Below are 25,337 nucleotides of genomic sequence, written 5' to 3'. Positions count from 1 at the left end.
GCGTTAAAGAAGCGCCTGATTTTTATTAATTGTTTCCTGTATGATACTGCTGCAGTATTCTCCGATATGTTTTTTGGTCTCTTTATCCAGTTCTTTTGGATAGATAGGAGTGCCGTATTCCAGAATAACATGTGTCTTTTTGATTCGTGGGAAATGACTTTCAAAGATATCGGCAGTATTATTGATGCTCATTGGTATGATCGCACATCCTGTCTTATCTGCAATTTTGAAGGAACCATTGTGGAATGGAAGAAGAGATAATTCCGCTCCTTTGTTCCGTGTTCCCTCCGGAAAGATGCAGATGGAGATACCCTGTTTGATATAATCGATTGCCTGCAGGATAGTTTTCAGCCCCTCCTTCGGGTTGCTGCGATCCAGAAAGAGACAATAGAGCCGCTTCATCCAGGTGCTGAGCAGAGGGATCGACAGCATTTCTTTTTTTGCAATATATCCGGTCAGCCTTTTGCAGCGCGCATAAGTAATCAGAATGTCAAAATAGCTTCGATGGTTGCCGATGAACAGAACCGGTTCGTCCGGGACATTTTCCTCTCCGATCACGGTGATCTCCACACCGGTAATCTTGAGGATCGTGTTGAATCCCCACTGAACGATGCGAAGAGTGCTGTAATCCATCGTGTTCTTGCTGAAACGTCCGATCAGCCATTCGATACCGAGAACCGGAATCCCAAGAACCAGAAATAAAATCAGAAATAAAAATACAAATGTAATTCTTATCATAATAAGCGTTATCCTTTCTGTAATTCAGTAGTATGTGTATCATTGCACTTTATTATACTACAAAAGTGGTATTTTTCACAGTACTCATGTGTATGATAATAAAGAGAATATTTTGAAGCAGGACAATATGAAAAGATTATGTGCAGTACTTGCTGTTATACTGTGGGCTTTCTGTCTGAGCGGTTGCAAAGCGGGAAAGATAGAGGGGAAAAAACTTCGTGATATTGAATATACAGTGGTGGATAAGTCTGAGATACCGGAAGAACTTGCGCAGGAGATAGAGCGGGGAAAGTGCGAAGAGATGAAGATGTGTTATGGGGATCAGGGATATCTGTATATTATCCGGGGATACGGAAAACAGGAGACGACCGGTTATAGTGTAAAGGTGGATGCCTGTTATGAAACGGAAAATGCCATATATCTCAGAACAGATCTGCTGGGACCGGATAAGACTCAGGAGATTCTGGATAGAAAAACATACCCATATCTGGTGATTAAGATGGAATATACAGATAAACAGGTTATCTATGAGTAGGAGGCGAAAAAGTTGGAGTATATTACAAGACGTATGCAGACTTTCCGGACAGGAAAGGCAATTATTGATCAGTTCTACATTGATGATGATTATAATGTACCGGATGCAAAAAGTGATGTGAAGGAAATCATCATGGCAGAGAGTGCTCTTAATATAGAAGATATGAAGGTGGTAGAGAATTATATCCGGGCATCGGGTAAGCTGAATTTTAAGGTGCTGTATATTACAGAGGAAGGAAGTGGGCGTCTTGCCAGCCTGGAAGGAAGAATTCCGTTCGAGGAGATGATCTATCTGGAACAGGAGCCGCAGGGAAATCTGATCGTAAAAGCAAAGGAAGAAGATATGACGGTAACGGCAATTCATTCCAGAAAACTTAATATCAAGACACTGGCAGAGATTACACTTGTCTGCGAAGGAATGCAGGAATCGGAGATTATGCTGGATATTGATTCGGATATCCCGATATATAAGAAAACAGAAGAAAAAGAACTTCTGAAGGTATACTGGTCGGGGAAGGATACCTATCGAATCAAAGAGGAGATTGCATTGAACGGAACAAAAGATACTATTGGGAATATGTTGTGGACGAATGTGGATAGCAGAAAAATGGATACCAGGCTGAAGGAAGATGAATTGCAGATACAAGGGGAACTGATGGTATTCTGTCTGTATGAAACCCTGGATGGAAAGACAGACTGGATCAGCCAGACTGTGCCATATGAAGGAAGGATCGCATGCAGCGGTGCTCAGGAATCTATGTATCACCATATGAATTCTGAACTGACGGATGTGAACATTGAGACAAGAATGGATGAGAATGGTGAAATGCGTCTGATTGGAGTAGAAGCTACTCTGGAGATTCGTATGGTTATATATGAAGAAGAAAAGTTGAATATTTTGTCAGATCTGTATTCTCTGGAACGGGTGTGCGTTCCGTCGACCAGTGAACTTCAGTTGGAACAGCTTCTGATGCAGAACCATTCCAAATGCCGGGTGACAGAGCAGCTGTCCCTGCCAGAGATCAAGGACAGTATTCTGCAGATCTGCCAGAGCAGTGCAAGGATTCAGCTGGAGCGTACGGCGTCGACAGACGGAGGTATTCAGATTGAAGGTGTGCTTCACTTAAGCTTTTTGTATATTAAGGCGGATGATACGGCTCCGTTTGATACCTGGCAGGGCATGGTGCCATTTTCCTATCTGATGGAAAGCAATGAGACTACAGAGGATATGGTCTGTGATCTTACATATGCAGTCGAACAGCTTTCGATAGGGCTGTTGGGTAGCGAAGAAGTGGAGGTGAAGGCAGTGCTCGCATTTCACAGTTTTATCAGGAGGCCGGTTACGATCACTAATATTGAGTCTGTGGATTTTGAACCCGTCAATATGGAAGAAGTTGAGAAGCGTCCGGGAATTACGGGATATATTGTCCGGGAAGGGGATGTTCTGTGGGATCTGGCAAAACGTTACAACACGACCGTTGAGGGAATCATGGAAATAAATCATTTAGAAAAAGAAGAGATAAAGTCTGGCGATAAAATATTGATTTTTAAGGAAAATATGAGTATACTATGAGTACACTGTATACAAGATACACGGGCGCGATACACATTTGAAGGAGAACACATATGGATAAACTGGAATTAAAAGCACTGGGAAAGATTAACCTTGGACTGGATGTTCTGGGAAGAAGAGAAAATGGATATCATGATGTGCGGATGGTCATGCAGACACTGTACCTGTATGATCAGATCCAGATGCGGAAGACAAAAGAACCGGGAATCAGGCTTTCTACCAATCTTTATTATCTGCCTGCCGACGAAAATAATCTTGCATATAAAGCAGCAGATCTGCTGATACGGGAATTTGAGATCAAAGAAGGCGTGAATATTGTACTTGAGAAGCATATCCCCGTAGCTGCCGGAATGGCAGGAGGAAGTTCGAATGCGGCAGCAGTTCTGTTTGGGATGAACCAGATGTTTTCGCTGGGATTGTCGCAGAAAGAACTGATGGACAGAGGTGTAACTCTCGGAGCAGATGTGCCATATTGTGTGATGCGGGGAACCGTCCTTGCAGAAGGAATCGGTGAGATACTGACACCGCTTCCGGCGATGCCAAAGTGCCATGTACTGATCGCCAAGCCTCCGATCAGTGTATCAACAAAACTGGTCTATAAAAAGCTGGATTCACATGAGATTACGGAACATCCGGATATCGATGGTATTCTGGAAGGGTTGAAGTCTAAGAATCTGAAAAAGATTGCTTCCTGTATGGGAAACGTACTGGAAAAAGTTACGATCGAAGAATATCCGGTGATCGAAGAGATCAAGAATGTCATGAAAGAGAACGGTGCACTCAATGCAATGATGAGCGGCAGCGGACCGACAGTATTTGGCATATACGAAGAAAAAGAACGGGCAAAAAGAGCAGCACAGAAGATAAAAGATCTTCAGTTGGCAAAGCAGGTGTATGTAACAGGCATACATAATGCAAGGAGGAGATAGGGAATGGAATCAAACTTTACAGTAAACATGAACGAGTATCTGCCGCTCAGAGATGTGGTATTCAATACACTCAGACAGGCAATCCTTCGGGGAGAACTGAAGCCGGGAGAACGTCTGATGGAGATTCAGCTTGCCAACAAGCTGGGAGTCAGCAGGACTCCCATTCGTGAAGCCATACGAAAGCTGGAACTGGAGGGGCTGGTCCTGATGATTCCAAGAAAAGGAGCAGAGGTTGCGGATATCTCGGAAAAAAGCTTAAGAGATGTGCTGGAGGTTAGAGAGGCACTGGAAGAACTGGCAGTTCAGCTGGCATGTGATAAGATTACAAAAGAAGAGATCGAGGATCTGAAAAAGGCAGCAGAAGATTTTAAAAAAATATTAAAAAGCAGGGATATTACAGAGATTGCAGAAGCGGACGTGCGTTTTCATGATATTATCTTTATGGCTACGGATAATCAGAAGCTGGTTCAGCTTCTGAATAATCTGAGGGAGCAGATGTATCGTTTTCGTGTGGAATATTTGAAAAAGGAGGAAGTGCATCCACAGCTGATCGCGGAGCATGAGAAGATTATAGAGCATATCATGGAACGGGATAAAGTCAAAGCATCTGCTATAGTAAGTGAACATATCAACAATCAGGTAGAAGGTGTGATAGATATTATCCGTACAAAACAAAGTGAAACGGAATAAAATGCAGGATTGTGTCAAGACTCCTTAATAGAATCAAAGGTAATATTAAGGAGAGTGATACATAATGACTCGTATGGAGATAATACTGAGAAAATGCAACAGAAAACAGATGATCTGTACGATACTGGGACTCTGTATTGCCATGATGCTGACTACAGAGATTGTTGGACGCAGAATGGCGTATGTAGAAGCAAAATATCAGGATACACAGCAGGCACTCGCCGGCGAGGTGTTCCGTTTTCACGTGATTGCAAACAGTGACAGCAGCGAAGACCAGAAAGTTAAGTTAAAAGTCAGAGACGCGATAATTTCATATATGAAGGAAAGCATGGATTCGAAGGATACGGATGTGGAACAGACCAGACAGTGGACCATGGAGCATCTGGATGAGATAGAAGAGATTGCCCGGCAGGTGGTTCATGCACAGGGAGATACTTATGAAGTATCCGCAGAAGTGACAAAGTGCTATTTCCCGGATAAATATTACGGAGATATCCTGTTTCCCGAAGGGTGGTATGATGCCCTGCGTATCAGACTGGGAAAAGCCTACGGTCATAACTGGTGGTGCGTGCTGTATCCAAATCTATGTTTTATGAATGCAACATGTGCGGTTGTGGATAAAGATGGAAAGAAAAAGCTGAAGGATGCACTCAGTGCACAGGAGTATGAGATGGTAACGGCATCTTCAGAATTTAAGATAAAATGGTTCTTTTTCGGAGAAAGTCAGGAGGAAGAACCTTAACAGAAGGAGGTAACGGGATATGCAGAAAAGTCCCAGATATACATTTGCCGACAGGATCCGATTCAGTGAAGTGGATCACACAAAGAAGATCACACTTCCGGGAATTGTGAATTATTTTCAGGATTGCAGTACGTTCCAGTCAGAAGAACTGGGGCTGGGAATCGACCACTGCAAAGAACTGAAGAAGGCATGGATCCTGTCTTCCTGGCAGGTTGTGGTAGAACGTTATCCGGAACTGGGCGAGGAGATCAGTGTCAGCACCTGGGCCACCGGGTTCAATGGATTATTTGGAGATCGTAACTTCTGTATGTGTGACAAAGATCAGAAAAAAATCGCGTATGCGAATTCTCTGTGGGTATATATGGATATGAAAAAAGGAAGACCATCAAGACCGGCAGCAGAAGAGATCGAACCGTATGGAAAGAGTGAACCTCTGGAGATGGAATATGCTTCGCGAAAGATCACACTTCCGGAAAAAACGGAAGACAGAGGCGCGTTTCCGGTCAGGAGATACCATATTGATACGAACGAACATGTCAATAACTGTCAGTATGTGCAGATGGCGATGGAATTGCTTCCGCCGGACAGCAAGATCAGACAGCTTCGCGTAGAATATAAAAAATCTGCAGTTTATGGAGACATCATATATCCGAAGGTGGCATGTGAAGAAGACAGAATGATTGTAGAATTATGTGATGAGACGGGAAAGCCATACGCAATTGAAGAATTCAGATAAATGGGATGGAGAACGAAAGGATAAGAAGATGGGATTAGCAGATGAATTAGGTAAGAAAAAGAGATTGATGATCGTAAAAGAGGTTGAATTCGGAGTATATCTCGGAAATAATACGGACAAAGTGCTTCTTCCGAAAAAGCAGGTTCCAAGAGATGTGGAGATCGGAGATCCGGTAGAGGTATTTCTCTATAAAGACTCTTCAGACCGACTGATCGCAACGACACAGGAACCGAAGATCACAAGAGGAGAGCTTGCAGTACTGAAGGTAGTGGATACCGGAAGAATCGGAGCATTTCTCGACTGGGGACTGGAAAAAGACCTTTTGCTTCCATTTAAAGAGCAGACGAAGAAAGTGAAAAAGGGGGATGAGGTTCTGGTCGGTCTGTATGTGGACAAGTCGAATCGTCTGTGTGCGACTATGAAGATCTACAATGATCTTCAAACGGATTCTCCATATAAAAAGGATGATCAGGTGGAAGGAATCATCTATGAGATCAGTGATAATTTTGGAGTGTTCGTGGCAGTAGATAACCGTTACAGCGCGCTGATCCCGAAGAGGGAGGCCTATGGCAGGCTTCGTGTAGGGGACCGGGTACATGCAAGAGTCGTCAAAGTAAAAGAAGACGGAAAGCTTGATCTGAGTGTACGAGAAAAGGCATTTCTTCAGATGGATGCGGATGCGGCACTGATTATGAAGAAAATGCAGGAGAGTGGAGGAAGCCTTCCTTATACAGATAAATCTGACCCTGAACTCATCAAGAACGAACTGGGACTGAGCAAAAATGCTTTCAAACGTGCGGTCGGGAGACTGCTCAAAGAAGAGAAGATAAAAATAAATGAAAAAAATATTGAAATCAAACACAAATAGGTTATAATAGGGGCGAAGAAAAAGTACAAGGAGACAAAAATATGAAAGTACAGAATATTACAGACATTGACGGTTTTTTTAAAGTGGTAGATTCCTGTGTCGGAAAAGTAGAGTTAGTGACAGGAGAAGGAGACAGATTAAATTTGAAGTCCAAGTTATCCCAGTATGTATCTATGGCAAATATTTTTTCAAACGGAGAGATTCCGGAGCTGGAGATCGTAGCTCATGAGCCGGAAGATATTAATAAATTGGTTCAGTTTATGATCAGCGGAAAATAGTAGATTGATACGAACGAATAACGGGACTGTTGTTACAGTCCCGTTTGCTTTCATATAGAGGAGAAGATATGAGTTTTGCACATCTGCACGTCCATACGGAATATAGTCTTCTGGACGGTTCAAATAAAATTAAAGAATGTGTTTCCCGTGTGAAGGAACTGGGAATGAACAGTGTGGCGATTACGGATCACGGAGTTATGTACGGAGTCATTGATTTTTACCGGGCTGCCAAAGCGGCAGGAATCAGACCCATTCTTGGATGTGAGGTCTATGTGGCCCCGGGATCCAGATTCGATAAAGAGGCAGTCGGAGGTGGGGATGACAGGTATTACCATCTGGTCCTTCTTGCAGAAAATGATCTGGGATATCATAATCTGATGAAGATTGTATCCCGTGGATTTACGGAAGGGTACTACTATAAGCCGCGTGTGGATCTGGAAGTATTGCGGGAGTTCCATGAAGGAATTATTGCGCTGAGTGCCTGTCTGGCAGGGGAGGTGCAGAAGAACATTCTGCGCGGCATGTATAGCGAAGGAAAAGCAGCCGCACTCAGATATCAGGAAATATTCGGAAAAGGCAACTTTTTCCTGGAACTGCAGGATCATGGAATGCAGGAGCAGAGGATGGTCAATCAGTCTCTTCTTCGGATGTCTCAGGAAACCGGGATTGAACTGGTGGCGACAAATGATGTGCATTATACATATGCAGAAGATGAAAAACCGCATGACATTCTGTTGTGTATTCAGACCGGAAAAAAGCTGGCGGATGAAGACCGTATGCGCTATGAGGGCGGACAGTACTATATCAAGTCGGAAGAAGAGATGAGGGAACTCTTCCCATACGCCCTGCAGGCTCTCGAAAATACGCAGAAGATTGCAGAACGGTGCCATGTGGAGATCGAATTCGGTGTGACAAAACTTCCCAAATATGATGTGCCGGATGGGTATACTTCCTGGGAATATCTGAATCAGTTATGCTATGAGGGTCTGGAAAAAAGATATCCGAATGCAGATGATACATTAAAAGCCCGGTTAAAATATGAGCTGTCCGTCATTCAGTCTATGGGATATGTTGATTATTTTCTGATTGTATGGGACTTTATCAATTATGCAAGAACGCAGAATATCATGGTAGGGCCGGGAAGAGGATCGGCAGCGGGAAGTATCGTATCCTATTGCCTTGGAATCACGAGTATTGACCCGATCCGATATCAGCTTCTTTTTGAGCGATTCCTGAATCCGGAGCGAGTATCCATGCCGGATATTGACGTGGATTTTTGCTTTGAACGGCGCCAGGAAGTGATTGACTATGTAGTGCGCAAGTATGGTTCGGACCGGGTGGTGCAGATCGTAACCTTTGGTACTATGGCAGCACGAGGAGTCATTCGTGATGTGGGACGCGTCATGGATCTTCCGTATGCGTTCGTAGACAGTATCGCCAAGATGGTGCCGACTGAGCTGAATATCACACTTGACCGGGCATTGCAGATGAATCCGGAGTTTAAGAAACTGTATCAGGAAGACGAACAGGTTCGCGAACTGATCGATATGTCTAAGAGACTGGAGGGGCTTCCGCGGCATTCATCCATGCATGCGGCAGGGGTTGTGATCGGTCAGCGCGCCATCGAGGAATTCGTTCCTCTGTCGCTGGGATCGGATGGTTCTGTGACGACTCAGTTTACCATGACGACCCTGGAAGAACTGGGGCTTTTGAAAATGGATTTCCTGGGTCTTAGGACGCTTACCGTGATCCAGGATGCTGCCCGTCTGGCTTCGGAAAGTGTCAGACACCCCATCGATATGAATCGGATTGACTATGATGATAAAGCAGTATTAAGCTCCATTGGTACCGGAAGGACAGATGGAATCTTCCAGCTGGAAAGTGCCGGGATGAAGAGCTTCATGAAGGAACTGAAGCCGCAGAATCTGGAGGATATCATTGCAGGAATCTCATTATACCGTCCGGGACCGATGGATTTCATTCCACAGTATATCAAGGGAAAGAATCATCCGGAACTCATCACCTATGACTGCCCGCAGCTGGAACCGATCCTGGCACCGACATATGGATGTATTGTATACCAGGAACAGGTCATGCAGATCGTGCGGGATCTGGCGGGATATACGCTGGGACGAAGCGACCTTCTGCGGCGTGCCATGTCCAAGAAAAAGGGAGAAGTAATGAAAAAGGAACGCCAGAACTTTGTATATGGCAATGAGGAAGAAGGTGTTCCGGGCTGTATCGCCAATGGAATTGATGAGAAGACAGCGAACAAGATCTATGATGAGATGATCGATTTTGCCAAATATGCATTTAATAAATCGCATGCAGCAGCATATGCGGTTGTATCATATCAGACAGCCTGGTTAAAATATTATTATCCGGTAGAATTTATGGCGGCACTTATGACGTCTGTGATCGATAATCCCGGAAAGGTATCGGAATATATCTATACCTGCCGCCAGATGGGGATTCAGATCCTGCCGCCAGATATTAACAAAGGATATGGAAATTTCTCCGTTGATCAGGGAAATATCCGATATGGCCTTGCGGCGATCAAAAGTATCGGACGTCCGGTGATTGAAGCGATTATTTCGGAACGTAAGGCAAACGGGGAATTCAAGAACCTGAAGGATTTTATAGAGAGACTGTCGGGAAAAGAGGTCAATAAGCGGACGATTGAAAGCTTTATCAAGTCCGGTGCGTTTGACGGACTGGGAGGAACCAGAAAGCAGTTCATGGTGATCTATGTTCAGATTATGGATCAGGTGAACCGTGAGAGAAAGTATTCTATGACTGGACAGATGTCTCTGTTTGACCTGGTGAGCGATGAACAGAAGTCAGAATTTGATATTCCGCTTCCGGATGTAGGTGAATATGAAAAAGAGACAAGACTTGCATTTGAAAAAGAAGTGCTGGGTGTATACTTAAGCGGACATCCGCTGGAAGATTATGAGGAAAAATGGAGAAAAAATATCTCCAGAACATCACTGGAATTTCAGGTTGATGAAGAAACAGGAAGAGCAAAGGTGCATGATGGTGTCAGGGAGACAATCGGCGGAATGATTACTTCCAAGACGATCAAATATACCAAGACCAATAAGACGATGGCTTTTGTGACACTGGAGGATCTGCTGGGATCTGTGGAAGTTGTAATCTTTCCGAGAGATTTTGAGAAAAATCAACTATATCTGAATGAAGAGAGCAAAGTATTTATCCGTGGAAGGGTATCGGAAGAAGACGATGCTCCCAGTAAACTGATCTGTGAATCGGTCATTCCATTTGAACAGACAAAGAAAGAACTGTGGCTGCAATATCCGGATAAAGAGACGTATCTGGCACAGGAAAAGGAACTTTTTGAACTATTGAACTCATCGGAAGGGCAGGATGCGGTTGTCGTGTACTGTCGGAAAGAAAGAGCGGTCAAACGTCTCCCGGCGGGAAGAAATGTAAGCATCGATGCACGGTTATTAAGCAGAATGACGAATTATCTCGGAGAATCTTTTGTAAAAGTGAGAGAAATTCCCATTGAAAGGAGCCGTTAATTCATGTACAATGATGTCGGAGATAATAAGGTAATAGTATTAAATAATACAATGGAGGAAGAATCATGGCAGACAAAGTAATACGTACGATAGGTGTATTAACAAGTGGAGGTGATGCTCCGGGGATGAATGCAGCAATCCGTGCGGTTGTTCGAACAGCGTTAGGAAAAGGTCTGAAAGTAAGAGGTATCAGAAAAGGATATCAGGGACTTCTGGATGAAGAAATTATTGATCTGTCCGCCAGAGACGTATCTGATACAATTCAGCGTGGAGGAACCATCCTTCAGACGGCTCGGTGTGAAGAGATGCGTACCGAAGAAGGTCAGCAGAAAGCGGCTGCTATTTGTAAAAAATATGGAATTGACGGCCTGGTAGTTATCGGTGGAGACGGATCATTTGCAGGAGCTCAGAAGCTTGCAAATCTTGGAATTAACACAATCGGTATTCCGGGAACGATTGATCTGGATATCGCATGTACAGAATACACAATTGGATTTGATACAGCTGTAAATACGGCAATGGAAGCAATCGATAAAGTACGTGATACTTCTACTTCTCACGAAAGATGCTCTATCATTGAGGTAATGGGAAGAGATGCCGGATACCTTGCTCTCTGGTGTGGTATTGCCAATGGTGCAGAACGCATTCTGATGCCGGAAGAGCACGATTATGATGAAGAAGCAATCGTTGCTGATATTCAGGAATGCAGAAAACGTGGAAAGAAGAATTACATCATCATCAATGCCGAGGGTGTCGGTGATTCTATTAATATGGCAAAGAGAATTGAAGAAGCTACTGGTATGGAGACCAGAGCAACGATCATCGGACATATGCAGCGTGGTGGAAGCCCGACATGTAAAGACAGAGTATATGCTTCTATCATGGGCGCAATGGCAGTTGATCTTTTGATTGCCGGAAAGTCTAACCGTGTAGTAGGATACAAACATGGTGAATATGTAGATTTTGATATTAATGAAGCTCTGAAGATGCAGAAGGGAATTCCTGCATATCAATATGAGATTGCCAAGGAATTAGCACTGTAATAAAAGCGTAAGTAAAGCGGGAGCCCCGTTCCATAGCCGGATTTTTGCTATGGAACGGGGCTCATTTGGCAGAATGGGGAAAATGGAGGTTTTATGAGTATTCTGAATGTGGAACATTTGTCGCATGGATTTGGAAACCGTGCAATTTTTGAAGATGTGTCTTTCCGTTTGCTTAAGGGAGAACATATTGGTCTGGTAGGTGCCAATGGGGAAGGTAAATCTACTTTTATGAATATCATTACCGGGAAACTCAGGCCGGATGAGGGTAAGATTGAGTGGGCCAAAAACGTGAAGGTTGGATATCTGGATCAGCATGCGATTCTTACCAGAGGAATGACCATAGGGTCTGTTCTTCGAAGCGCTTTTGAACCGTTATTTGATATGGAAGCGCGGATGAATGAGATCTGCGACAAGATGGGAGACGCAGATGAAAAACAGATGGAAAGCTATATGGAAGAGCTGGGAGTCATTCAGGATCTTTTGATGAATCGGGATTTTTATCTGATTGATTCAAAAGTGGAGGAAGTAGCAAGAGCTTTGGGACTTCTGGAACTGGGGCTTGATAAAGATGTAACAGATTTGTCCGGAGGACAGAGAACGAAAGTGCTGCTTGGAAAACTGCTTCTTGAAAAACCCGATATTCTGCTTCTGGATGAGCCTACAAACTATCTGGATGTGGAGCATATCACATGGCTTAAGCGATATCTGCAGGAATACGAAAATGCATTTATTCTGATCTCGCATGATATTCCCTTCCTGAACAGTGTGATCAATCTGATCTATCATATGGATAACCTGCAGCTGACCAGATATGTCGGAGACTACGACAAGTTTCAGGAAGTCTATGCCATGAAGAAATCCCAGCTGGAGGCAGCCTACAATAAACAGCAGAAAGAAATCGCAGAGCTTAAGGACTTTGTTGCAAGAAACAAAGCACGTGTGGCGACCAGGAATATGGCAATGTCCCGCCAGAAGAAGCTGGATAAGATGGATGTGATTGAGCTGGCTGCGGAAAAGCCGAAGCCGGAATTCAATTTCAAGACGGCAAGGACGTCCGGACGATATCTCTTTACAACAAAGGATCTGGTGATCGGATATGAAGAACCTCTGTCTTCTCCGTTGAATCTGGAGATGGAACGTGGAAGCAAGGTTGTGCTGACCGGGGCAAACGGAATCGGAAAGACCACACTACTTAAGAGCCTCCTGGGTCTGATCCGGCCGATATCCGGATCGGTAGAGCAGGGAGATTACCTGGAGATCGGCTATTTTGAACAGGAGATGCCGCCGGATATCGAGACCACCTGCCTGGAAGAGATCTGGCAGGAATTCCCGGGATTTACACAGTATGAAGCCCGGTCAGCCCTTGCGAAGTGCGGACTTACCACGAACCATATCGAAAGCAAGGTAAAGGTTCTCTCCGGAGGAGAGCAGGCCAAAGTCAGATTGTGCAAGCTGATTAACCGTCCATCGAATATTCTGGTACTGGACGAGCCAACCAATCATCTGGATGTGATGGCAAAGGATGAATTGAAAAGAGCACTGATTGAATACAAAGGAAGTATCCTGATGGTGTGCCATGAGCCGGAATTTTATGATGGGATTGCAACAGACGTGTGGGACTGTACCAGATGGACTACACGATTGGTATAAGACAGAAAAAGGAGGAAATGATATGTTGGTATTGGTATATCGAAAATGCAGCACCTGCCTGAAGGCATTGAAATGGCTGGAAGGCCATCAGGTAGAATTTGAGGAGCGTCCGATCGTAGAGGATCATCCTTCCTACGAAGAACTGAAGGCATGGTACGAAAAGAGCGGACTTCCACTAAAAAAATTTTTTAATACCAGTGGAATGTTATATAAGGAAATGAAATTAAAAGACAAGCTTGCAGAGATGAGTGAAGAAGAACAGCTGAGACTTCTGGCAACGAACGGCATGCTTGTAAAAAGGCCATTGGTGATCGGAGAAGACTATGTGCTGGTCGGATTTAAGGAGAAAGAGTGGGAGACAGTAATTTAAAATAGCTCCGTCTGGTGATCAGTCGGCCCTGCTTTTGCAGCCTGCTGATCTCCGCAGACATGGCGCTTCGTTCAACACCCAGATAGTCAGCGAGCTCCTGGCGATTGAAGGGAATTATAAATTCGGACGAATGATGAAGCTTTGCCTGATCGCTTAAGTAGGCCATGATTTTTTCTCCGGTTGTCTTGTGTGAGCTGTAACTGAGCTTCTGGTTTAAAAGCATATTTTTCCCCGCGACAATTTTCAGCAGGTTACGAATCAGAATTGAGTGGAATGCACATGTCTTATTGCATTCACCAAAGAGCATGCTACGGTCCAGGAACAGGATGTATGCTCTGCTGGTCGCAAGAATATCTACCGGAAGTTCTGCAGCTTCGGCGCAGGCAAATGCTTCTGCGAACATGTCTCCGGCATGGAATGAAAAATTAATGTTACGGTTTCCGTAATAATCATCCTGAAGGACATGAATCTCTCCTTCCAGTACGATTCCGATAAAATCAGCTGCATCTCCCTCCAGGCGGATATATTCACCTTTTTCATAGGAAGAAGCGGTTGATTTTAATCTGTTCAGTATGACAGGAATGTCATTTCTGTTAATTCCATCAAATAATGGTAGGGTCTCAAGCAGCTCCAGATATTTTTCCATAACTTCTCCTCATTTTGTTGGAAATCCAACATACAATTTAATCTGATTCTAGTATGATCATATGGAAAAGTAAAGAGGAGGATGTAAAAAATGATTAGAAAAATTATCCATATAGATGAAGAAAAATGTAATGGATGCGGACTCTGTGCAAATGCATGCCATGAAGGAGCCATTGATATGATAGACGGTAAGGCGAAGCTTGTCAGAGAGAACTTTTGCGATGGTCTGGGAGACTGTCTTCCGGAATGTCCGACAGGTGCAATTACATTTGTTGAAAGAGAGGCGCCGGAATATGATGAAGCTGCCGTTGCAAGAGCAAGGCTGGAGAAACAGCAAAAAGAAGAGGAGGCGCTTTTGAACTGGCCGGTGCAGATCAAGCTGGCACCAATTCAGGCACCGTATTTTGAGGGAGCCAATCTCCTGATTGCAGCGGACTGCAGTGCATATGCGTATGCAGCTTTTCACAGGGACTTCGTCACAGGGAAGATTACCCTGATCGGTTGTCCGAAACTGGATTCCATTGATTACAGTGAAAAACTGACACAGATTCTAACATGCAATTCGATTGCAAGTGTGACGGTGGTCAGAATGGAAGTTCCGTGCTGCGGCGGCATGGAATATGCAGTAAAGAAAGCAATTGAAAACAGCGGAAAATTTATCCCGCAGCAGGTAATCACGATTGGAATCAAGGGAGAGATCCTACAGGTAAAATAAACAGGAGGAGAAGTATATGTACAAGAATATTGAAAAACAGGAGAAGCTGATATTAAAGGATCAGGTGGACTATCTGGACGGACAGGTGGTCAGTAAGACGCTGGTACAGAATCATCTGGTCAGTATGACGTTATTTTCATTTGATAAAGGTGAAGAGATCTCCACACATGCATCCGGCGGTGATGCCATGGTGACTGTTCTGGAGGGAAAAGGACGATTTACCGTAGCAGATGAAGTGTTCTTTCTGGAAGCGGGAGAGACATTGATCATGCCGAAGGGAATTCCGCATGCGGTATATGGGGAAGAAAGATTTAAGATGCAGCTGGTGGTATCATTTTAAAACCAAATAGACATTATGAAGAATCATAGGAGAAAAAGAGTGCACTGCGATAATGCGGTGTACTCTTTTTTCATTTTAAAAAGAATGATTGTAGAAAAAAGCACAAGCTGTGAAAAAATAATTTGTTGACCATGAATAATCGTTAAAATATTTTTTATCAAATAAATAGAAAAATAAAAATACTTTGTGCAAAATAGTCAAAAAAATAACTTTATAAATAATAAATTAAGGAAAGAGAGGATTTTCTCATGAGACTGAAAGACACTGGACTCACAGCACAGGAATTAAAAGACATGGTAAACAAGTACATGGTGGAAACATATGAAAGATATGATTTCATCGCTGAAAGAGCGGAAGGCATGTACATTTACGATGAAGAAGGAAATGCATATCTTGATTTTTACGGTGGTGTAGCTGTTAACAGCCCTGGAAACAGAAACCCGAAAGTAGTAGCAGCTATCAAAGATCAGGCTGATGACATTATGCACACATTCAACTATCCATACACAATTCCGCAGGCACTTCTTGCAAAGAAGATCTGTGATACAATCGGAATGGATAAGATCTTCTATCAGAACTCCGGAACAGAAGCTAATGAGTGTATGATCAAAATGGCAAGAAAATATGGTGTTGATACATACGGACCGAACAGATATGAGATCATTACAGCAAAACGCGGTTTCCACGGAAGAACATACGGTGCAATGTCTGCAACAGGACAGCCGGACAGCGCGATCCAGAAGGGATTCAAGCCGATGCTTCCAGGATTTACATATGCAGAATATAACAACCTTGAAGACTTCGCTTCCAAGATTACAGAGAACACAATCGCAATCATGATCGAACCAGTACAGGGCGAAGGCGGTGTACGTCCGGCAACTCAGGAATTCATCGAAGGACTGAGAAAGCTTTGTGATGAGCATGATATGCTGCTCCTGTTCGACGAAGTTCAGACAGGATGGGGACGTACAGGTGCTCCAATGGCATTCATGGGATATGGCGTAAAACCAGACTGCGTATCTATGGCAAAAGCTATGGGTGGCGGAATGCCGATCGGTGCATGCTGTGCAACTGATAAAGTAGCAAAGGCATTTACAAGAGGAACACATGGTTCTACATACGGTGGACATGCAATTGCATGTGCAGCAGCTTACGCTTCAATCTCTGAGATTCTTGACAATGACTTAAGCAAGAATGCAAAAGAGATGGGTGAATACATGAAAGCAGAGCTTGCAAAACTTCCTCATGTAGTAGAGGCAAGAGGACGCGGACTCTTAGTTGGATGTGAATACGATCTTCCGATCTCTGTAGAAGTAAAACATGGATGTCTTGACAGAATGGCACTCATTACAGCAATCGGTGACAGAGTAAACCGTATGATCCCACCACTTACTGTTACAAAACAGCAGATTGACCAGTTAATGCGTATTATGCGTGAATCCATTGAGGAAGCAGCAGCAAAACTGGAAGCATAATATAATTTAACAAAAACACAGAACCCCCTTAATTTGAGATGGGCAGATTCTACATGTATGCCAGCTTGTAGAATCTGCTTATCTTTTTTTTGGTTATACTTTTCGACTTGCCAACTACATAGTGGATTTCTGATTGATAATAAAAAATATCCATTGTAAAATGAAAGAAGGAGGAAAGACACATGTATAAATATGATATTATTGGTAAACCATCCGATTATTCAAATTCAAATAATTGGTTAAGAATACCGAACCCTGATAGAATGGAACATAAAGTTGATATCATTTATTTGATAGGAACCATCGCTGAGAATGCGAACGGCCCCGATATTTGCGATATAAATGAACCGACAATGAGAGTGGTTGAAGCTGCTGATTATGATAAGGCTGCTGATATTTTCAGCCCGTTTTGTAATGTATTCATTCCATGGTGGAGACAGGTTGATGGAACAGCGTTGTTCAGATTAACTCCGGATGAAGTAGATAAATTACAATATCATGAACCTCGTACAGACGTTTATGCAATGTTAGATTACTACTTTGAACATTACAATAACGGAAAGCCATATTTCCTTGTGGGGCATTCGCAGGGGGCAAGAATGATATCCATAGTTTTGGAGGATTATATGCCTGAACATCCGGACAGATATGAGAAAATGATAGCAGCATACCGAATAGGTGATGGAATGACGAAAGAATATCTGTCAAAGAATCCGCATATTAAGGCAGCCCAGAAAGCGGATGATATCAATGTCTGTATTTCATGGTGCACTGAGGGAAAAGAAAATGCTTCATTTTATGGACTAATCGCAAAACCAGATTGTGTATGTATTAATCCTTTGAATTGGAAAACGGATGATACATATGCTTCGACAGATGAAAATTTAGGATGTGAAATGCCTGATTTATTAAATGGAACGACTGTAACGATGGATGGATTTGCGGATGCTCAGATAAACACTGACAGAGGAACAGTTGTCGTCACAACAGAGAAATGCAAAGAATATGTAGATTGGAAATCATGGGGTGAACAGGTAAAAGAGGCATTTGGTCCAGAAAGCTATCATGGCAGTGATTTCAGCTTCTTTTATTATAACATACGTGAAAATGCAATCTTGAGAGCAAAAAAATGGTTTGAGAAGTATGAATAGGATTATGAAGAATAATGCAGTCTACAATATTAAAGATGTGTTACGGTCCGTGCAAACCGGACAATCACATGTAGATAGAGGTCTTGGCGTCCCTGCCAGTTCCAAGATGTGTGGTGGAATCGCTGATTTATCATTGATGATTCCGGAAACGGTTACTTTGTTTGTTGCACCATTGGCCTGTTGCAGACATGTGACAACACACAGATGGCAGCGAACAGACAAAATGTTTGCACTTGCAATTGAAGAAATTGAAGTTGTAAACGGAACACATCTTGATAAAATTCGACAGGCGGTTTTGGAAATCTATGAATATTGTAAAGTAAAACCCAAAATGATTGTCATATGTGGATCCTGTATTGATCGTTTGGCGGCAAGCGATCTAGAATTTGTTGCCTGCGATTTGAAAAAGAAGATTACGGCAGAAATTATTGTTACCTGGGAAGACCCGGTAGTTGGAAGACAGGAGCCCCCGCAGGTGAGATGTTGGAAAAAGCTTATGTCAATTTGGGATCATTGTAATGAGAAAACGAATCTGGCTGTTAACCTGATCGGACGGCTTTATCCACCGACGGATACCAGTGATCTTCGCTGGCTGTTAGAAAAGGCGGGAGTGGAACATGTTCGTTATATAGCGGATTGTAAAACGTTGGATGAATATTGTTCTATGGGACATGCCAGCTTGAATATTGTCGGAGAAGAACTGTCGGTTAAAGTTGCCGAGGATCTTAAGAAGAAATATCAGATTCCGTATATGACAGCACTTCCAACATTTGACGTCGATGCAGTTCACCAGATGTATCACTCTGTAGGAGAGAGACTGGGTATCAATATTCATGATGAGGAGATATATGAGAAGACGAAACAGGAAATTCATGAATTCCGTGAAAGACGTAAGCAACAGCCGATTACTATGGCCGTTGGAGAGACTTTTGCGGGATCCGTTGATGGATTCCGTATTGCCAGGGATATATTAAAACTGGGAATTGATGTGCAATATATCTATTCGGACGGGATGTTGGCGAAGAAAGAAAATGAGATTGCATGGATTGCCGGGAATCATCCGGACACGCAGGTGGTGTTTGCGAACAGTGTTTTCAGCAGAGAAGTATTGCTTAATCCTCCGAAGGTAGACGTTGCCTGGGGAATGGGGGAAAAGTGGTTTCTGCATAAGAGGGATCGCTGGATTGATTCTGAAAAACGTGCGATATATTGCGATTATGAAAGTATACTGTGGTTTATGAAAGAAGTGGAGGCAAAGAAGAATGAAGAATCTTTTTAAGCGACTTTCTACATTTGCGGGGGATTACAGTGGTGTATGTAACGCAGCACACCATATGAATTGTCTTACCGTTTTACATGGCCACGGAGGATGTATCGGAGGTGTAAGCACCTGTGATGATTTTGAGTTGGATGAGCATGATATGAAGATTTTTTTTACAAAGATCAGTGAGGTGGATGCTGTTACAGGAAATGACAACAAAATCATTGATATGATCGTGCAGGCAGGAAAAGATATTCCCTGTGATTTCATTCTGCTCTGCGGGTCTCCGATTCCAATGTTGATCGGAACGGATTATCGGGCATGGAAAAGATTGATTGAAAAACGGATTGGTCTGCCTGTGATTGCACTGGATACAAAAGGATTTGATCGTTATGATAAAGGAGAGGAAGCATTATTTCATGCTCTGATTGACACTTTTACTCTGGATTCGAAAAAAAAGCGTAACCGGGTGAATGTGATTGGAGATACTGCACTTAACGGCTGGAATTCAGAGATGAGAGAATCTTTTCGCGAAATCCTTGCGCGGGAATATGAAGAGGTTCTGTTTTGGAGCAAAGATGTTCAGATGGAAGAAATATCGACCGCTTCGGAGGCAACATTGAATATTGCAGTTTCGGTTTCAGCGGTTTCTGTTGTGAAAAAGCTATATGAACGATATGGTACAGCTTATCAGATCGGTATGGATTCTTACAATTGTTCTGAAAAACAAGTTGATGATAATCAGTTATATAGAAAAGATGACGCTGAAAAAAAGATACTTCTGGTTGGCGAACAGGTAATGATGAATTCTCTTCGTTCTTGCCTGAGAAAAGATTTTGGGGTTTTGAATGTTTCTGTAGCAACTTTTTTTCAATTAGATAGGAACATTGCTGAAGATGGAGACTGTGAACTCTATGGAGAGGATGATTATGAGAGAATTTTAGCTGCAGAAGGAGAATATGATGTGATTATCGGAGATCCGGAACTGAGAGTATTCGGTGGATATCAGACATTTGTTGACCTTCCTCAGATTGCCGTCAGCGGACGAGTGATATCAGACAGTATTCCCAATCTCTATGGAAAATACGGTTATGAGTTCCTGAAAAAGGGATTGAAACAATAGAGAGGCCATATGTCGTTGAATCCTATGCGGAGATGGAATGGCATGGTGGAATAGTTTATGTAGAAAAAGAACATCCACGATGACTAATAGGGTATTTCTCTATAGCGAGATATTGACGGATTGAGTAAAATAATTGATAGTCAGTTCAAAATGATACGTTGGAAGATGATAATTAAATTATATAATTTTACTTAACGGATATTCAATCCTTCGAGATTTGGAAATCCGTTTTTTGGATTTTCGTCAAAAGTTACATTTTTTTAATACAATAGTACATAGCCGGACGGCATATTGCGGAGGTCTTATGAAAATAACAGATTCAAAATCATTAGGTCAGGCTATCAGGGCGCGTAGAAAAGAATTGAATTATACACAAGCATATTTATCTGAATTCACAGGACTATCTGTAACATTTATTTTCGATTTGGAACGTGGAAAACCGACAGCAGAGATTGAGAAAACAATCCGATTGATCAATATTTTGGGCATGGATTTGTTGGTTGAAAGAAGAGAATAATGATATTTTACATATGCAGAGGCTTATTTAGAAAATCAAGAGCATCGTGCAATATCTATCGGACTCCCATTAGAACAAAAAACGTTTGCTACAGCTCATACCAGAATCTATTTTGAGGGCTTGCTTCCGGAAGGATTTACAAGAAGATGTGTGGCTGAGTATATGCACTTGCCAGTGAAGGTGCTTCAGAAACGAATATTGTATCACAAGCAGTTGCAATTCGTAGCGGATACATGCCATTATGGACAGATACATTTGGAACTAGGGATATTTGCTGACGACAGGATTGATAAATCGCGATTATTTGAAGCTTCTGATGCACTCAGGAGAATTTAATTGATATTTTCTGTTATTTGGTATATACTATGTATATACCAAATGCAAGGAGGTTTCCATATGCAAGCACAAGTAAAAAAATGGGGAAATAGTCAAGGAATCAGATTGCCAAAAGAAGTATTGAGAAGTGCAGGAATCACATTGAATGAGTTTTTGGATGTCACGGTATCAGATGGTGTAATCACTTTAGTGAAATCATGTCGTCATAAAACGTTGGAAGAGAGAGCCGCTGAGTTTGATGGAAAGTTAATGCTTGATGGTGAATATGAGTGGGGTGAACCTGTCGGAAGAGAGGTATGGTAATGGAAATTTTACATCAAGGAGATATTCTTAAAATTGAAAAAATAAAACATCCCGTATTGGTGGTTAGTAAGGATTTTTTTAATACGAGTGGTGAAATAATTGGATGTCCAATTATTAGAAATTCTACTCCGGGTCCGCTTCATATATGGATGGCTACAGAAGAAAATGAAGGTTATATACAATGTGAAAAACTTGCATTGTTAGATATGTCTCTTCGCGGTTACAAGAAAGTAGATAGATTGCCAATTTCAGAAATAATTAACGTATCTGATGCTATTCAGGGAATTTTTGAATACATTTGATGAGAATTCTAATATGAGAAAAAATTTGTAAGCGAGGTGTTGAAAATGAAAGTTGAATTGAGAAAATGGTCGTTTGCAGATAAAGAATCTTTAATAGAAATGTGCAATAGGATAGATAGAAACTATTTATCTGACAGAATACCTAATCCATATACAAACCAATCTGCAGAATGGTGGCTAAATATGGTAAAAGAAAACGAAGGAAAAAAAGGTGTGTTCCGAGAAATAGTTGTAAACGATAAAATAGTAGGGACTATTTCAGTGGAACAAAAAGAAGATGTTTATCGAAAAGATGCTGAAATTGGGTATTATTTATTGCAAGAAGAATATTCAAAGGGAATCATGACAGAATCAGTAAAACAGATCTGTGAAATTGCATTTCAGGAATTAGATATCATTCGCATTACAGGATTGGTATATGAACCGAATATTGCATCCAGAAAAGTTCTTGAAAGAAATAGTTTTATTCTTGAAGGAATAATGAAAAATGCAGTTATAAAAAACGAGAACATATTTGGTCTTTGTATTTATGGAAAACTAAAATAAATTCCAGTTTGGTGAGGCAACTTTTCAACGAAAGAGGATGAATACAAAAAGTTCAAGGAGAAGATCTCTATCATGAAGTTAATTTGTATATTTCACCAAAGCCAATCATCTCAACAAAAAAATGAAACTTTTCAGGGCATCAGTTCCTTTACACTACATATCATCGCCATGCTTCTAATGCTGTGCGACCATTTTGGGGCGACTATTCTTTCCCAATACGCCTGGCTCACCTGGGTAGGCAGGCTTGCTTACCCCATCTTTGCCTTTATGCTGGTGGAGGGCTATTTCCACACCCGCAATTTGAAAAAATATCTGGGACGGCTGCTCTTTTGGGCGATTTTATCTGAGTTGCCCTTCAACCTGATGTACGGAGGCAGCCTGATCTATCCCTTCCATCAAAATGTACTTTGGGCATTCCTGCTGGGACTTTTGTTTATTACCGGCATTGAAAAAATGCGCCATAAAGGAAAGCCTCTGCTGACGATTATCGTCTTTTTGCTTTCAGCAGCCGCAGGCTATGTGCTGGGTTTCCTTGCTATGGTAGATTATTTTGGATATGGAATATGGATGGTACTGCTTTTCTACCTGTTCCGCGGAAGAAAATGGTGGTGCCTTCTGGGACAATTTGTTGGACTGTGCTGGATTAACTCGGTGTTAATCGGAGGTCTCTCCGTTCCGGTACAAATCTTTGGGCACGAAATATTCATTGTACAACAGTCAATGGCATGTCTGGCACTCGTCCCCATCTGGCTGTACAAGGGGAAACAGGGACCGCACAACAAAATCATCCAAACCGCTTTTTACGCCTTTTATCCAGTGCATATGCTGCTTCTTTCAATGGCAGCACTTCTGTAGTGCCAGCTTGCTCTGGACCACTTCTCAAAAAAGCTCTTACCGCTCATCAAATTACTTATAAAAATTTTAGTTTCACAAAGAAATATAACAATTGAATGATATTGTCAACCAATATTGACAATATCAGAACATTTAGACGGAGAAATATTTTTAGACAAAGCTGTTGAAGAAATAACGCTTTGATAGTATCAATAGAAGGCTGTATTGATTAGTAAAACAAGGAGATTTTTATGATTAAAGTTATTATGATGTGTGGAATATGCGGTTCCGGGAAAACAACTTATGCAAAGCAGAAAGAAAAAGAAGGTTATGTTCGCTTGTCCATTGATGAGGAAATGTGGAAAACTTACGGGAGAAAGGGGATTGATTATCCAAACGAACAGTATGAGAAACTTTCAGAAATAGTGGAAATGGTACTCCAGAAGGAACTCCTGTCTCTCATTCAACAAGGAAAACATGTAGTCCTTGATTTCAGCTTTTGGAATAAGGCAAACAGAACGTATTATAAAAGGCTTATAGAAAAAGCTGGCGGTACACCAGAACTTGTTTATATGAAGGCTAGTAAAGGAACCTTACAAAAAAGATTGTATAAAAGGAATCAGTCTTTGAATGCTAATTCTCCATTCATAATAACAAATGAGATACTAGAGCATCATTATAACGATTTTCAAGAACCATGTGGCGAAGGAGAAAAAGTAATTTTACAGGAAGAAGATTGTGTTGGGGCAGCCATTGATAGCCCCGACCACCTTTGGTGGTAGGCAATACGAGGGGGGAACCGCAAGGAATGTTGCTACCCCGTACTGTTATTCCGAGAGGGGGAATTTCCGTTACCGAAGATGAAGACTACAAATGTATATCCAGTACAATTAAAGTAATGGCTTGCAGGATACGGAACAGTTATCAATTTATTGAAGAAAGATCCATTTGGAAAAAGAAGGATTGATACGGTTCGGATTTCGGATGCAAAATGTTGGCTGATACATCTTCAGCAGATAGAAAAGAAAAGCTATAGTTCCATACATTCAATCCGAGGAGTTCTTTGTCCGGCATTTCAGTTGGCGGTGGATGATGACCTGGTCAGGAAAAATCCATTTCAGTTTCAGCTAATGGAAGTGGTCGTGAATGACAGTGTGACAAGAGAGGCAATCAGCAGAGCAGAGGAACGTAAGTTTCTACGATTTGTGAAGGAAGATCCTCATTTTTGCAGGTATTATGAGGGAATCTACATTTTATTTAAAACCGGTCTTCGCATCTCGGAATTTTGTGGTTTAACGATTTCTGATATTGATTTCAGGGAGCATACAATCAACATCGATCATCAATTGCAGAAGAAATCAAAAATCGGATATTATATTCAAGAGACTAAAACAACCAGTGGAACGAGAAAGATACCTATGACTGCGGATGTAGAGGAATGCTTTCGGAAAATAATAGAAAAACGAAACCCGCCCAAAGCAGAACCTATGGTAGATGGAAAAAGTGGATTCTTATACTTTGATAAAAATGAAAGTATCTGTTATTCCCTGCATTGGGAGCATTATTTTCAACACATCATTCAGAAGTATAATAATACTTATAAAGTACAGATGCCTGTCATTACACCGCATGTATGTCAGCACACCTATTGCTCAAACATGGCAAAATCCGGAATGAATCCAAAAGCATTGCAATATTTGAGGGGCCACTCAGACATCAGCGTAACGCTGAATACATATACGCATGTAAATCTTGAGGATGCCAGGGAAGAAGTTGCCCGGATTCGGGTTGTGTAATTACGATTTTTAATTGAAAATAGCAAGGTGTAAAATGGAAAAACATACACCTTATTTTACACCTTTTGCGGACAATATTATGCGAAAATAAACAAAGTTATGCCAGAAAGCAAAAATTTACAAAGGCTCACAAAGCCCGAAATACCAAGAAAAACTAAGAAATGTGAGGTTATGCAACAATGATAAAAGTGCTCTTTATCTGCTACGGCAACGTTTAAAGTATGGCGAGAAAGACTTGATTTTGTAGGATTTTCTAGATAGAAACAAATAATTTACACCTTATTTATACCTTTGGAA

General features: G+C 42.0%; 26 protein-coding genes and 2 pseudogenes. 26 read left to right on the top strand and 2 right to left on the bottom strand.

Annotation, left to right across the window (positions count from 1 at the left end; genetic code table 11):
* Positions 1-3: 3 nt before the first annotated feature.
* Entirely contained in the window at positions 4-738 is a 735-nt protein-coding gene (locus JQM82_RS06680) for a lysophospholipid acyltransferase family protein (RefSeq protein WP_235249302.1), read from the bottom strand.
* Between the two features lie 127 nt (positions 739-865).
* Between JQM82_RS06680 and JQM82_RS06675 the strand changes: the two genes are divergently transcribed.
* The 12 genes from JQM82_RS06675 to JQM82_RS06620 all read left to right on the top strand — a co-directional run bounded on the left by JQM82_RS06675 (position 866) and on the right by JQM82_RS06620 (position 13,696).
* Complete coding sequence (locus JQM82_RS06675; protein ID WP_235249301.1) at positions 866-1,273, top strand: protease complex subunit PrcB family protein; 408 nt, start codon at positions 866-868, stop codon at positions 1,271-1,273.
* A 12-nt stretch (positions 1,274-1,285) separates the two neighbouring features.
* Positions 1,286-2,845 (top strand): DUF3794 and LysM peptidoglycan-binding domain-containing protein, encoded by a 1,560-nt coding sequence (locus JQM82_RS06670; protein ID WP_235249300.1) that lies wholly within the window; start codon positions 1,286-1,288, stop codon positions 2,843-2,845.
* Between the two features lie 53 nt (positions 2,846-2,898).
* Positions 2,899-3,774 carry a 4-(cytidine 5'-diphospho)-2-C-methyl-D-erythritol kinase gene (ispE, locus tag JQM82_RS06665; protein ID WP_235249299.1) on the top strand — a complete coding sequence of 292 codons (876 nt, stop codon included), beginning with the start codon at positions 2,899-2,901 and terminating at the stop codon, positions 3,772-3,774.
* 3 nt (positions 3,775-3,777) lie between these two features.
* Positions 3,778-4,464 carry a GntR family transcriptional regulator gene (locus JQM82_RS06660; RefSeq protein ID WP_235249298.1) on the top strand — a complete coding sequence of 229 codons (687 nt, stop codon included), beginning with the start codon at positions 3,778-3,780 and terminating at the stop codon, positions 4,462-4,464.
* 64 nt (positions 4,465-4,528) lie between these two features.
* The gene (spoIIR, locus tag JQM82_RS06655; RefSeq protein ID WP_235249297.1) at positions 4,529-5,206 is read left to right on the top strand and encodes a stage II sporulation protein R; all 678 of its coding nucleotides are present in this window, start codon (positions 4,529-4,531) and stop codon (positions 5,204-5,206) included.
* A gap of 19 nt (positions 5,207-5,225) precedes the next feature.
* Positions 5,226-5,942 (top strand): acyl-[acyl-carrier-protein] thioesterase, encoded by a 717-nt coding sequence (locus tag JQM82_RS06650; RefSeq protein WP_235249295.1) that lies wholly within the window; start codon positions 5,226-5,228, stop codon positions 5,940-5,942.
* Positions 5,943-5,970: 28 nt separating this feature from the next.
* On the top strand, positions 5,971-6,810 hold the full coding sequence (locus JQM82_RS06645) for a S1 RNA-binding domain-containing protein (protein WP_235249303.1): 840 nt from the start codon (positions 5,971-5,973) through the stop codon (positions 6,808-6,810).
* A gap of 41 nt (positions 6,811-6,851) precedes the next feature.
* On the top strand, positions 6,852-7,088 hold the full coding sequence (locus tag JQM82_RS06640) for a polya polymerase (protein WP_235249293.1): 237 nt from the start codon (positions 6,852-6,854) through the stop codon (positions 7,086-7,088).
* A 68-nt stretch (positions 7,089-7,156) separates the two neighbouring features.
* Positions 7,157-10,633 (top strand): DNA polymerase III subunit alpha, encoded by a 3,477-nt coding sequence (locus JQM82_RS06635; RefSeq protein WP_235249291.1) that lies wholly within the window; start codon positions 7,157-7,159, stop codon positions 10,631-10,633.
* Between the two features lie 65 nt (positions 10,634-10,698).
* Positions 10,699-11,676 carry a 6-phosphofructokinase gene (gene pfkA, locus JQM82_RS06630; RefSeq protein ID WP_235249289.1) on the top strand — a complete coding sequence of 326 codons (978 nt, stop codon included), beginning with the start codon at positions 10,699-10,701 and terminating at the stop codon, positions 11,674-11,676.
* 93 nt (positions 11,677-11,769) lie between these two features.
* Positions 11,770-13,326: an ABC-F family ATP-binding cassette domain-containing protein gene (locus JQM82_RS06625; protein ID WP_235249288.1), complete on the top strand. Its 1,557-nt coding sequence runs from the start codon at positions 11,770-11,772 to the stop codon at positions 13,324-13,326.
* Positions 13,327-13,348: 22 nt separating this feature from the next.
* The gene (locus tag JQM82_RS06620) at positions 13,349-13,696 is read left to right on the top strand and encodes an arsenate reductase family protein (RefSeq protein ID WP_235249287.1); all 348 of its coding nucleotides are present in this window, start codon (positions 13,349-13,351) and stop codon (positions 13,694-13,696) included.
* Here JQM82_RS06620 and JQM82_RS06615 read toward each other — a convergent pair.
* Positions 13,665-14,342 (bottom strand): Crp/Fnr family transcriptional regulator, encoded by a 678-nt coding sequence (locus JQM82_RS06615; RefSeq protein ID WP_235249286.1) that lies wholly within the window; start codon positions 14,340-14,342, stop codon positions 13,665-13,667. The genes JQM82_RS06620 and JQM82_RS06615 overlap by 32 nt on opposite strands.
* 90 nt (positions 14,343-14,432) lie before the next feature.
* On the opposite strand from JQM82_RS06615, the gene JQM82_RS06610 reads away from it, so the two are divergent.
* From JQM82_RS06610 to JQM82_RS06550, 14 genes and pseudogenes are all read left to right on the top strand, one after another.
* On the top strand, positions 14,433-15,056 hold the full coding sequence (locus JQM82_RS06610; RefSeq protein ID WP_235249285.1) for an ATP-binding protein: 624 nt from the start codon (positions 14,433-14,435) through the stop codon (positions 15,054-15,056).
* A gap of 16 nt (positions 15,057-15,072) precedes the next feature.
* Complete coding sequence (locus JQM82_RS06605; protein WP_235249284.1) at positions 15,073-15,396, top strand: cupin domain-containing protein; 324 nt, start codon at positions 15,073-15,075, stop codon at positions 15,394-15,396.
* Positions 15,397-15,644: 248 nt separating this feature from the next.
* Positions 15,645-16,871, top strand: a complete 1,227-nt coding sequence (locus tag JQM82_RS06600; RefSeq protein WP_235249283.1) for an aspartate aminotransferase family protein — start codon at positions 15,645-15,647, stop codon at positions 16,869-16,871.
* A gap of 182 nt (positions 16,872-17,053) precedes the next feature.
* The gene (locus JQM82_RS06595; RefSeq protein ID WP_235249282.1) at positions 17,054-18,022 is read left to right on the top strand and encodes a DUF3089 domain-containing protein; all 969 of its coding nucleotides are present in this window, start codon (positions 17,054-17,056) and stop codon (positions 18,020-18,022) included.
* Positions 18,023-18,026: 4 nt separating this feature from the next.
* Positions 18,027-19,301, top strand: a complete 1,275-nt coding sequence (locus tag JQM82_RS06590) for a nitrogenase component 1 (RefSeq protein ID WP_235249280.1) — start codon at positions 18,027-18,029, stop codon at positions 19,299-19,301.
* Complete coding sequence (locus JQM82_RS06585; protein ID WP_235249279.1) at positions 19,285-20,406, top strand: nitrogenase component 1; 1,122 nt, start codon at positions 19,285-19,287, stop codon at positions 20,404-20,406. Before JQM82_RS06590 ends, JQM82_RS06585 begins: the two co-directional genes overlap by 17 nt.
* A 304-nt stretch (positions 20,407-20,710) precedes the next feature.
* Positions 20,711-20,923 carry a helix-turn-helix domain-containing protein gene (locus tag JQM82_RS06580; protein ID WP_235249278.1) on the top strand — a complete coding sequence of 71 codons (213 nt, stop codon included), beginning with the start codon at positions 20,711-20,713 and terminating at the stop codon, positions 20,921-20,923.
* Positions 20,924-20,941: 18 nt separating this feature from the next.
* Positions 20,942-21,259, top strand: a pseudogene (locus JQM82_RS16615) (HipA N-terminal domain-containing protein); the annotation flags it as partial.
* A 60-nt stretch (positions 21,260-21,319) separates the two neighbouring features.
* Entirely contained in the window at positions 21,320-21,562 is a 243-nt protein-coding gene (locus tag JQM82_RS06575) for an AbrB/MazE/SpoVT family DNA-binding domain-containing protein (protein WP_235249277.1), read from the top strand.
* Positions 21,562-21,864, top strand: a complete 303-nt coding sequence (locus tag JQM82_RS06570) for a type II toxin-antitoxin system PemK/MazF family toxin (protein ID WP_235249276.1) — start codon at positions 21,562-21,564, stop codon at positions 21,862-21,864. The genes JQM82_RS06575 and JQM82_RS06570 overlap by 1 nt, the downstream gene beginning before the upstream one ends.
* 45 nt (positions 21,865-21,909) lie before the next feature.
* Complete coding sequence (locus tag JQM82_RS06565; RefSeq protein WP_235249275.1) at positions 21,910-22,410, top strand: GNAT family N-acetyltransferase; 501 nt, start codon at positions 21,910-21,912, stop codon at positions 22,408-22,410.
* 72 nt (positions 22,411-22,482) lie between these two features.
* The gene (locus tag JQM82_RS06560; RefSeq protein ID WP_235249274.1) at positions 22,483-23,265 is read left to right on the top strand and encodes a TraX family protein; all 783 of its coding nucleotides are present in this window, start codon (positions 22,483-22,485) and stop codon (positions 23,263-23,265) included.
* A gap of 230 nt (positions 23,266-23,495) precedes the next feature.
* Entirely contained in the window at positions 23,496-24,026 is a 531-nt protein-coding gene (locus JQM82_RS06555; protein WP_235249272.1) for an AAA family ATPase, read from the top strand.
* Between the two features lie 120 nt (positions 24,027-24,146).
* Positions 24,147-25,040 (top strand): annotated as a pseudogene (locus tag JQM82_RS06550) (site-specific integrase); the annotation flags it as partial.
* Between the last annotated feature and the right edge of the window lie 297 nt (positions 25,041-25,337).

This window comes from Faecalicatena contorta (assembly GCF_021531995.1).
Taxonomy (GTDB): domain Bacteria; phylum Bacillota; class Clostridia; order Lachnospirales; family Lachnospiraceae; genus Dorea_A; species Dorea_A contorta_A.
The sequence above is the reverse complement of the archived record's forward strand: the minus strand, read 5'-3'. Positions and strand labels throughout refer to the sequence as shown.